The sequence below is a fragment of the Streptomyces sp. NPDC058812 genome (genome assembly GCF_042744565.1).
Taxonomy (GTDB): domain Bacteria; phylum Actinomycetota; class Actinomycetes; order Streptomycetales; family Streptomycetaceae; genus Streptomyces; species Streptomyces thinghirensis.
On record NZ_JBHYOB010000043.1, the window covers coordinates 1 to 11,813 of the forward strand.

General features: G+C 71.6%; 2 protein-coding genes. Both read right to left on the bottom strand.

Annotation, left to right across the window (positions count from 1 at the left end; genetic code table 11):
* The coding region (locus tag ACFW48_RS38085; RefSeq protein WP_386323170.1) for an SDR family NAD(P)-dependent oxidoreductase at window positions 1-7,736 on the bottom strand (7,736 nt) is incomplete at its 3' end.
* Between the two features lie 69 nt (window positions 7,737-7,805).
* Window positions 7,806-11,813: SDR family NAD(P)-dependent oxidoreductase (locus ACFW48_RS38090; protein ID WP_386323172.1), on the bottom strand; the 4,008-nt coding region annotated here is incomplete at its 5' end.

Below are 11,813 nucleotides of genomic sequence, written 5' to 3' on the forward strand. Positions count from 1 at the left end.
GTCTTCGCCGACAGCGGCCACACCACCGGCCCCTGCGGCACCTCCCCGGCCACCTCACGGGGCTCCTCGGCGGGCGCCTGTTCCAGGATGACGTGGGCGTTGGTGCCGCTGATCCCGAAGGAGGACACCCCGGCCCGGCGGGGACGACCCGCCTCCGGCCACTGCCTCGCCTCGTCCAGCAGCCGCACCTGACCGGACTCCCAGTCGACGTGCGGGGTCGGCTCGTCCACATGCAACGTGCGGGGCAGCATCCCGTGCCGCATCGCCAGCACCATCTTGATCACACCCGCCACACCCGCGGCGGCGAGAGTGTGACCGACGTTCGATTTCAACGAGCCAAGCCACAGGGGCTGTTCGGCGTCCCGGCCCCGGCCGTAGGTCGCGAGCAGCGCCTGCGCCTCGATCGGGTCGCCCAGCTTGGTGCCGGTCCCGTGCGCCTCCACCGCGTCGACCTCGGCCGGGGTCAGTCGGGCACTCTCCAGGGCCTGCCGGATCACCCGCTCCTGCGACGGACCGTTCGGCGCCGTCAGGCCGTTGCTCGCACCGTCCTGGTTCACCGCGGAACCCCGGACCACCGCCAGCACCCGATGCCCCCGCCGCCGCGCGTCCGACAGCCGCTCCAGGACCAGGACACCCACACCCTCGCCCCACCCGGTGCCGTCCGCGGAGGCCGCGAAGGCCTTGCATCGGCCGTCCGGGGACAGGGCGCGCTGGCGGCTGAACTCGATGAAGTTCGTCGGGCCCGACATGATCGTGGCACCGCCGACGAGCGCGCGGGAGCATTCGCCGTTGCGCAGGGCCTGGGCGGCCAGGTGCAGTGCCACCAGCGACGACGAGCACGCCGTGTCCACCGTCATCGCCGGGCCCTCGAGGCCCAGCGTGTAGGCCAGCCGACCCGAGGCCACACTGGTCGTGTTGCCCGTCGAGATGTAGCCCTCGTACCCCTCGGGTATCTCCTGGAGACGCGAGGTGTAGTCGCCGAAGATGACGCCGGCGAAGACGCCCGTGTCACTGCCGCGCACCGTGGTGGGGTCGATCCCGGCGTGCTCGAAGGCCTCCCAGGCGGCCTCCAGCAGCAGGCGCTGCTGAGGGTCGGTGGCCACGGCTTCACGCGGGTTGATGCCGAAGAAGGCCGCGTCGAATCCGTCCACGCCGTCGATGAACCCGCCCTGCCGGACATAGGACTTGCCGGGTGTGTTCGGATCGGGGTCGTAGAGGCCGTCGAGGTCCCAGCCCCGGTCCGTAGGGAACGGCCCGATGGTGTCCGTGCCGTCCTCCAGCAGACGCCAGAGGCCGTCCGGTGAGGTGACGCCGCCGGGCAGCCGGCAGCTCATCCCCACGATCACCACCGGGTCGGTGTCGTCGGCGCGTTCCGCGCCCGCTGCCACCGCGCCGGTGACCGCGCCCGATGCCGAGTCGTCGTCACCGATCAGCTCACGCCGCAGGTGCGCGGCGAGGGCGGCAGGCGTGGGGTGGTCGAAGACGAGGGTCGCGGGCAGGCGCAGGCCGGTCGCGGCGTTCATGCGGTTGCGCAGTTCGACAGCCGTCAGGGAGTCGAAGCCCAGGTCCTTGAAGGCACGTCCCGGTTCGAGTGAGCTTCCCGCTCCGTGGCCCAGGACGGCTACGACCTCGTCCCGGACGATGCCGTGCAGGAGCCGGTCCTGTTCCTCGGAGCCGAGGCGCGCGAGGCGTTCGGTGAGGGACGCGGCTCCGGCAGCCGTCGCTCCGGCGGCGGCGCGGCGTCCGCTTCGGCCGCCGCCCTTGACCAGCGAGCGGAGTACGGAGGGGAGTCGTCCGGCGTCAGCGCGCTGCTTCAGGGCGTTCCGGTCCACTCGTGTCAGGACCAGGTCGGTGCGGCCCGACAGGAGCGCGGCGTCGAGGAGGGCCAGACCGTCCTCGGCGGTGAGCAGGCCGAATCCGCTGCGGGTGATGCGGTCGCGGTCGGCCTGTCCCAGCGCCGCACCCATCCCACCGTCCTGACCCGACTGATCCCACAACCCCCACGCCACCGACGTACCCACCAACCCCTGCGCACCCCGCCACCGCGCCAGCACATCCAAGAACGCGTTCGCCGCCGCGTAATTCGCCTGCCCCGGACTGCCCACCACACCGGCCACCGACGAGAACAACACGAACGCCGCGAGATCGTGTCCACGGGTGAGTTCGTGCAGGTTCCACGCCGCGTCCACCTTCGGCCGCAACACCTCCGCCAGCTGGTCGGCCGACAGCGCCGAAACAGTGGCATCACGCACCACACCCGCCGTGTGCACCACCGCAGTCAGCGGATGCTCCTCCCCCACCGACCCCAGCACACGGGCCAACGCCTCCCGGTCCGCCGCATCACACGCCTCCACCCGAACCCGGGCACCGGCCTCCTCCAGCTCCGCCACCAACTCCCGCGCTCCAGCGGCCTCCAGACCCCGCCGACTCGTCAGCAACAGGTGCCGCACCCCGTGCCCGACCACCAGATGACGCGCCACCAACGCACCCAACGACCCCGTACCACCCGTCACCAACACCGTCCCGTCGCCGTCGAAGGGACGCGGCACCGTGAGGACGACCTTGCCGGTGTGCTTGGCCTGGCCCAGGTGGCGGAAGGCCTCGGGTGAGCGGCGGATGTCCCATGCCGAGACCGGGAGCGGCCGCAGGGCACCGCTGTCGAACAGCCCGACCAGCTCGGTGAGCATCTCCTGGATGCGGTCGTGTCCGGCGTCCAGCAGGTCGAAGGCCCGGTAGTCGACGCCGGTGTACTGCGCGCCGACGGTCTCCGGGTCGCGGATGTCGGTCTTGCCCATCTCCAGGAAACGCCCACCGCGTGGCAGCAGCCGCAGCGACGCGTCCACGAACTCGCCCGACAGCGAGTCGAGTACGACGTCCATGCCTCGTCCGCCGGTGTACTGGGCGAACGTCTGCTCGAAGTCGAGCGTCCGGGAGTTGGCGATGTGGTCCTCGTCCAGGCCCTGTCCCCGCAGGGTGCCCCACTTGCCGGGGCTCGCGGTGCCGAAGACCTCGGCGCCCGCGTGCCGGGCGAGCTGGACCGCGGCCATGCCCACGCCGCCGGTCGCGGCGTGCACCAGGACCGATTCACCGGCCTGGAGCCCGCCGAGGACGAACAGGCCGTAGTAGGCGGTGAGGAAGACGATCGGCACGGCGGCGGCCTGCGCGAATGTCCATCCCCGCGGAATCCTGGCGAGATAACGCTGGTCGGTGATGGAGACGGGACCCACGCCTTCGGTGAGCAGCCCCATCACCCGGTCCCCGGGCCGCAGACCGGTGGCGGCGGAGACGGCGGAGCCCACCTCCAGGACGACGCCGGCGCCCTCGCTGCCGATCGGAGCATCGCCCGGGTACATCCCAAGTGCGATGAGGACGTCACGGAAGTTCAGGCCCGCCGCGCGCACCGCCACCCGCACCTCGCCGGGAGCCAGGGGACGCTCCGCACCCGGGTTGGGCACGAGAGCGAGGTTCTCCAGGGTGCCCTTGGCACTGACATCGACGCGCCACGGCTCGTCCGGTCCCGGTACGGCGAGAACGGTGCCGTCGGCGGCGGGCGTGACGCGGGCGACGAGCAGCTCGTCGGCCCGGATGGCGGCCTGCGCCTCGTCGGAGGCCGCCAGGCCACGCAACGCCGCCCTGAGGCCGTCGGCCGTCGACGCGGCGTCCACGTCCACGAGGGTGAAACCGTCCGGGGCCTCCGCCTGCGCCGCGCGCACGAAGCCCCACAGGGCCGACGCGGCCGGGTCGCCCACGACGTCACCGGGCTGCGCGGCCACCGCGCCCGAGGTCACGACCATCAGCCGGACGGCGCCGAGCCGGTCGTCCGCGCGCCACGCCTGGAACAGGGTGAGCAGGCGAGCCGTGGCGGTGTGCACGGCCCCGACCGGGTCGTCACCGTCGGCCGACTCGGTACGGCACGGGACGAGGACGGCGTCCGGAAGCTCGTCACCGGCGTCCACGGCGGCGACGAGGGCGGCGACGTCCTCGTACGCGGGAAGGTCCGGGAGCACGGGCAGCGGGGCGCCCAGCGTCGCCCAGCGCGGTGCCTCGGCCCCTGCGTCGAGCCGACTGCTCTGCCAACTCAACTGGAACATCGCGTCGTTGATGCCCCCGACCGCTCCGCGGAGCTGCTCGGTGGACACCGCGCGCAGCGTGAGGGCGTCGATGTGGGCGACGGGGGCGCCGGTGGGGTCGCTCAGGTGGAGACTGATCGTGTCCCCGGACTCGTCCACGGGCGTCAGCCGGACCCGCAGAGCCGTGGCACCGGTCGCATACAGACCCACACCCGCGAAATTGAACGGCAGCCGCACCTCCTCCACCGCTCCCCCACTGGGCGCCGCCAACGTATGCAACGCGGCATCCAGAAGAGCCGGATGAATCCCGTACCCCGACACCTCACCATCCCCCGGCAGCACCACCTCCGCGAACCACTCCCGCCCCTGCCGCCAGACCGCCTTCAAACCCTGGAACAGCGGACCGTACTGATACCCACGCCCCGCCAACCGCTCATACAGACCCTCCAACTCCACCGGCTCAGCCCCCGACGGCGGCCACACACCCACCACCGCCTCATGCACACCAACCACCGGACTCAGCACACCAGTCGCATACCGCGTCCAACCCCCCTCACCGGAACGGCCGAACACCCGCACCCCACGACACCCACGCTCATCAGCCTCACCGACCGACACCTGCACCATCACCGACGACCGCTCCCCCAGCACCAACGGAGCCTCGACCGTCAAATCCTCCAACCGGCCACAACCCACATAGTCCCCGGCATGCAACGCCAGCTCCACAAACGCCGTCCCCGGCACCAGCACCGCACCACCCACCACATGATCCGCCAGCCACGGATGCGTGGACAGGGAGATGCGGCCGGTGAACACGGTCAACCCGTCCTCGGCCAGCGCCACCGCCGCACCCAGCAGACCATGACCCGCCGAAGCCTGCCCCAGACTCTCCACATCACCGGCACCCGACGCCGCATGCAACCAGAACCGCTCATGCTGGAAGGCATACGTCGGCAACTCCGCGACACCGGTCGTGGAAGCCTGCGGCCAGGTGACGGGCAGGCCGTGGCAGTGCGCGGCGGCCAGCGCGAGGCGGAACGCGTGAGCCTGCCCGGTGCGCTGGAGGGGGACGGCCACCGCGTCGTCGGGGAGGAGGGTAGTCAGGACGGCGTCCGGGCCGAGTTCGACGAACACCTTCCCGCCCAGCTCCCGCGCCTGCTCGAGTCCGGCGGCGAAACGGACCGTGCCCCGCAGCTGCGCCACCCAGTACGAGGGATCCGCAAGCTCCTGTGCCGAGGCGACCCGGCCGGTCACGTTCGAGACCACCGGCAGACGCGGAGCACGCGCGCTCACCTGTGCTGCGGCCTGCGCGAACTCCTCCAGCGCCGTATCCATGTGTGCGGAGTGGAAGGCGTGACTGACGTGCAGGGCCTTCGTGCGCCGGCCCAGCGCCTCGAAATGCGCGGCGACCTCGGTGACTTCTTCGGTGTCGCCAGAGACGACTACGGACTGGGCGGCGTTGACCGCCGCCAGCGACACCCCCTCACGCCCCTCCAGAACCGCCGACACTTCGTCCTCGGAGGCGGCGATCATCACCATGGCCCCGCCGGGGCGGGCGGCCTGCATCAGCCTGCCCCGCGCCCCGACCAGCCGGCACGCGTCCTCCAGCGACCACACCCCCGCCACATAGGCGGCGGCCAGCTCACCGATGGAATGCCCCAGCAGCACGTCCGAGACCAGGCCGTGGTGCTCGGCCAGCCGGAACAGGGCGACCTGCAACGCGAACAGACCCGCCTGCGCATACCGCGTCTGATTCAGCAGCTCCGCATCCGCACCGAACACCACGTCCTTCAACGCCACCGGCAGCTCGAAGTGGCCGCACACCTCGTCGAACGCGGCGGCGAACACCGGCTCACCCTCATACAAGTCCCGCCCCATCCCGGGACGCTGCGCGCCCTGACCGGTGAACAGGAACACCGTCCTCCCACCGGTCACCGCCCCGCTCACCAGGGACGGGTGGGCCTCACCCGCGGCCAGTGCCTCCACCCCCGCCAGCAGATCCGCCCGCGTCTCACCCAGCACCGCAGCCCGCAGGTCGAAGTGAGCCCGCCCGTGCGTGAGAGTGTGCGCGACAGCCGCCGCATCCAGATCCTCACCGGCGTCGCGCGCATACGCGGCCAGCCGGACCGCCTGCTCCCGCAACGCCCCAGGCGTCTTCGCCGACACCGGCCACATCACGAGCCCGTCCGCACCCTGCTCGGGCTCCTGAGCGGAGGATTCGTCAACGGGGGCCTGCTCCAGGATCACGTGCGCGTTGGTGCCGCTGATCCCGAACGAGGACACTCCCGCCCGGCGGGGACGACCCGACTCCGGCCACTGCCTCGCCTCGTCCAGCAGCCGCACCCGCCCGGACTCCCAGTCCACATGCGGGGTCGGCTCGTCCACATGCAACGTCCGGGGCAGCACTCCGTGCCGCATCGCCTCGACCATCTTGATCACACCCGCCACACCCGCAGCGGCGTTGGTGTGGCCGATGTTGGACTTCACCGAGCCCAGCCAGAGCGGTTCGGCATCCTTGTCGCGTCCCTGACCGTAGGTCGCGAGCAGCGCCTGCGCCTCGATCGGGTCGCCCAGCTTGGTACCCGTACCGTGCGCCTCCACCGCGTCGACCTCGGCCGGGGCCAGCCGGGCACTCTCCAGGGCCTGCCGGATCACCCGCTCCTGCGACGGACCGTTCGGCGCCGTCAGACCATTGCTCGCACCGTCCTGATTGACCGCGGAACCCCGGACCACCGCCAGCACCCGATGCCCCCGCCGCCGCGCGTCCGACAGCCGCTCCAGGACCAGGACACCCACGCCCTCGCCGAACCCGGTGCCGTCGGCGGCGGCCGCGAAGGCCTTGCAGCGGCCGTCCGGGGAGAGCCCGCGCTGCTTGCTGAACTCCACGTAGAGGCGGGGGGTGGGCAGTACGGTGACGCCGCCGGCGAGCGCGACGCCGCACTCGCCGTTGCGCAGCGCTTGGGCGGCCAGGTGCAGGGCGACCAGGGAGGAGGAGCACGAGGTGTCGACCGTGACGGCGGGACCTTCGAGGCCGAGGGTGTAGGCGAGCCGCCCGGAGACGACGCTGGTGGTGGTGCCGGTCAGCACGTATCCCTCGTACTCGGCGGGCAGTGCGCGGCCGGTGGGGGCGTAGTCCTGGCCGATGGCTCCGATGAAGGCGCCCGTCCGGCTGCCCTTGAGCGTGTCGGGGGCGATGCCCGCGTGCTCGAACGCCTCCCAGGCGGTCTCCAGCAGCAGCCGCTGCTGCGGGTCCATCGCCTCGGCCTCGCGCGGGCTGATGCCGAAGAAGTCCGCGTCGAAACGGTCGGCGTCGTGGAAGAAGCCTCCCTTCGTGACGTAGGAGGTGCCCGCGTGGTCGGGGTCGGGGTCGTACACCTCCTCCAGGTCCCAGCCACGGTTCGACGGGAACTCGGAGATGCCGTCGCCGTCCTGCTCCAGCAGCCGCCAGAGATCGCCGGGCGAGGTGATGCCGCCGGGGTAGCGGCATGCCATTCCGACGATGGCCATCGGCTCCTGATCCCGGGCCTCGACTTCCTTCAGTCGCCGGCGCGTCTGGCGCAGATCGGCGGCAGTGCGCTTCAGGTAGTCCCGAAGCCTCTCCTCGTTGTCCACGGCCTTCCCCATGTCACGAGGACCGTTCGCCGGGTTCTGAGCAACGTTCGCCATGCGAATTCCACTCCTGGGTACGACAGTTACGGCTGGTGAGCGGCGGCGGTGCGCCGTGGGGACAGGAACTCAGCCGTTTCCGAGTTCCTGGTCGAGCGCGTCGAAGAGTTCGTCGTCGCTCGCCGTACCGAAGTCCTGTGTCTCGTCGACGGAGTCTTCAGCGTGGTGCAGGTCGTTCCACTTCCAGAGCATCGCCTGGAGGCGCGCGGTGATGCTCCCGTACGCCTCGTCGTCGGGCTGGATGCCCTGTCCGAGTTCGGCGAGTGCGGCCTCTATCTGCTCGAGGTCGCCCACGACCCGCGTCGCCGGGTCCGCTTCCTCGGGGACCAGTGCGGTGCGCAGATGCCGGCCGAGCGCGGTGGACGTGGGAAAGTCGAAGACGAGGGTGCCGGACAGCCTCAGGCCCGTCGCCTTGCCGAGGCGGTTGCGCAGTTCGACGGCGGTGAGGGAGTCGAAGCCGAGTTCCTTGAAGGCCCGGTCCGCTTCGATACCGGCGGTGTCGCCGTGGCCGAGCACGGCCGCCGCCTGTTCGCGTACCAGCTCGACGAGCAGTTCGACTTGCTGGTCCGCGGTACGGCCGGTGAGCCGATCGGCCCAGTTCGTCTCCGTGGCGGCCGCGCCCGCCGCCGTCCGGCGCGGCGCGGCGCGGCGCGGGGCCTGCGCTCCGACGAGGCCGCGCAGCAGGGGCGGCGTGTCGCCCCCGGAATCGCCCTCGGCGCGGGACCGCAGTGCGTCGAGGTCGAACTGGATGGGGACGAGGACCGGTTCGTCGGTGGCCAGTGAGGTGTCGAAGACGGACAAGCCCGTGTCGAACGGCAGTGGGACGACGCCGGAGCGTCCGAGCCGCTGCCGGTCACTGTTTTCGAGGGCGCCCGCCATGCCTCCGGCCTGCTCCCACAGGCCCCATGCGAGGGAGGTGCCGGGCAGCCCTTGGACGCGGCGGAGTGCGGCCAGGGTGTCCAGGAAGGTGTTGGCGGCGGCGTAGTTGGCCTGGCCTGCGGCGCCCATGACGCCTGCGGCGGAGGAGAACAGTACGAAGGCCGCGAGGTCGTGTCCGCGGGTGAGTTCGTGCAGGTTCCACGCCGCGTCCACCTTCGGCCGCAGTACCTCAGCCAGCTGGTCGGCCGACAGCGCCGAGACAGTGGCATCACGCACCACACCCGCCGTGTGCACCACCGCAGTCAGCGGATGCTCCTCCCCCACCGACCCCAGCACACCAGCCAACGCCTCACGGTCCGCCACATCACACGCCTCCACCCGAACCCGGGCACCGGCCTCCTCCAGCTCCGCCACCAACTCCCGCGCCCCAGCAGCCTCCACACCCCGCCGACTCGTCAGCAGCAGATGCCGCACCCCGTGCCCGACCACCAGATGACGCGCCACCAACGCACCCAACGACCCCGTACCACCCGTCACCAACACCGTCCCGTCCGGGTCGAGGGAGCCCGGCAGGGTCAGGACCAGCTTTCCGGTGTGGCGGGCCTGGCTGAGGAAGCGGAGGGCGTCGGGGGCCCGGCGCACGTCCCACGCCGACACGGGCACGGGGCGCACGGCGCCGGACTCGAAGAGCTCGACCAGGTCGCCGAGCATCTCGCGGATGCGCTCGGGCCCGGCGTCGAGGATGTCGTACGCGCGGTACGTCACCCCGTCGTGCGCGAGCGCCACCTCGTCGGGCGAGCGCTTGTCCGTCTTGCCCATCTCGAGGAAACGGCCGCCGGGGCCCTGGAGTCGCAGCGAGGCGTCCACGTACTCGTTGGCCAGGGAGTTCAGGACGACGTCCATCGTGCCCGTCCCGGAGGCCGAGCCCAGGGAGGTGCGGAACTTCTCCTCGAACTCCAGGTCACGCGAGCTCGCGATGTGATCGTCGTCCAGGCCCTGCCCGCGCAGCGTGTCCCATTTGGCGGGGCTCGCCGTGCCGTACACGTCCACGCCCCAGTGGCGGGCAAGCTGCACGGCGGCCGTGCCCACGCCGCCGGTCGCGGCGTGCACGAGCAGCGACTCCCCCGCCTTGATCTCGGCGAGGTCCGCCAGACCGTAGTAGGCGGTGAGGAAGACGACGGGCGTCCCGGCGGCCTCGGCGAAGGTCATGGCCCGCGGCATGCGGACGACGAGACGGGCGTCGGTGACCGTGACCGGCCCGGTGCCTTCCAGGAGGATGCCCATGACGCGGTCCCCGGGGTGTACCCAGGAGACGTTGGCGCCGGTCTCCAGGACCACGCCCGCGCCCTCGCCGGCCACCGCCCGGTGGTCACCTGGCACCATGCCGAGCGCCGTCAGCACGTCACGGAAGTTGAGGCCGGAGGCGCGCAGCGAGATACGTACTTCGTCAGGACCGAGCTGGCGCAGGGCGTCCTCGTGGGGCCGCAGGGCGAGTTGGTCCAGCGAGCCGGTGCCCTCCAGGGCGAGCCGCCACGGCACGGCAGCCGTGTCCGGTGTCTCGTGGACGGGTTCCGGGAGGAGTCCGTCCGTCGTCCGCCGGGCCAGGCGGGGTACCTTGACCGTTCCCTGGCGCACGGCGAACTGGCCGTCGTCGGCGAGGCCCTCGATGTGGGCGGTCACGGCGGCGAGCAGTGCCGGCGCCGAGTCCTGGTGCGCGTCGATGTCGGCGAGGAGGAAGCGGTCCGGGTTCTCCGTCTGCGCCGACCGCAGCAGCCCCCACAGCGGGGCGTGCACCAGGTCGAGGACGGCTTCCCCGTACTCGACGCCGACCGCGTCGCGCGTACAGACGAGGAGCCGTGCGTCCGACAGCCCGGGGGCGTCGAGCGCGATCCACTCCTGGGTCAGCTCGAGCGCCGTGGCCGCCACCTGGTGCACCGACTGCCGTACGTCGTCCGGCAGCCGCTCGGCGCCGAAGGAGGCGACGACGACCTGCGGTGTCGCTCCGGCATCCTCCGCGACGGCGTCCCGGAGCTCCGCCGGACCTGCGTACTGCCTCACCCTCACCCCTGCCTCGGCGAGCGCGGGAGCGATTCCCAGGACGTCCGGGCCCAGGAGGGCCCAGTCGGCGGTGGGCGGAGTGGGGCCGACCGGAGCCTGCGCCCGGACCCATTCCGTGACGAACACCGGTTCCTTCGCCTCGGGCTCGCCGACGCCCAGTGCCGCCAACTGGGCCGCGGGTACGGCTCGTGTCGTCAGCGACGCGATGTGGGCGACGGGGGCGCCGGTGGGGTCGGTCAGCTGGAGACTGATCGTGTCCCCGGACTCGTCCACGGGCGTCAGCCGGACCCGCAGAGCCGTGGCACCGGTCGCATACAGACCCACACCCGCGAAATTGAACGGCAGCCGCACCTCCTCCACCGCTCCCCCACTCGGCGCCGCCAACGTATGCAACGCGGCATCCAGAAGAGCCGGATGAATCCCGTACCCCGACACCTCACCAACCCCCGGCAGCACCACCTCCGCGAACCACTCCCGCCCCTGCCGCCAGACCGCCTTCAAACCCTGGAACAGCGGACCGTACTGATACCCACGCCCCGCCAACCGCTCATACAGACCCTCCAACTCCACCGGCTCAGCCCCCGACGGCGGCCACACACCCACCACCGCCTCATGCACACCAACCACCGGACTCAGCACACCAGTCGCATACCGCGTCCAACCCCCCTCACCAGAACGGCCGAACACTCGCACCCCACGACACCCACGCTCATCAGCCTCACCGACCGACACCTGCACCATCACCGACGACCGCTCCCCCAGCACCAACGGAGCCTCGACCGTCAAATCCTCCACCAGACCACAACCGACGTAGTCCCCGGCATGCAACGCCAGCTCCACAAACGCCGTCCCCGGCACCAGCACCGCACCACCCACCACATGATCCGCCAGCCACGGATGCGTGGACAGGGAGATCCGGCCGGTGAGGAGGGTGGTGTCGTCTTCGGGGTGGTGGAGGGCTGCGGTGAGCAGGGGGTGGTCGGTGGTGTCCAGGCCGTGGGCGGTGGCGTCGCCGGTGTGGGTGGTGGCGGTGAGCCAGTAGCTTTCGTGCTGGAAGGCGTAGGTGGGAAGTTCCGCGACAGCAGTCGTGGGAGCGAGCGGCCAGGTGATGGGCAGGCCGTGGCAGTGGGCGGTGGCGAG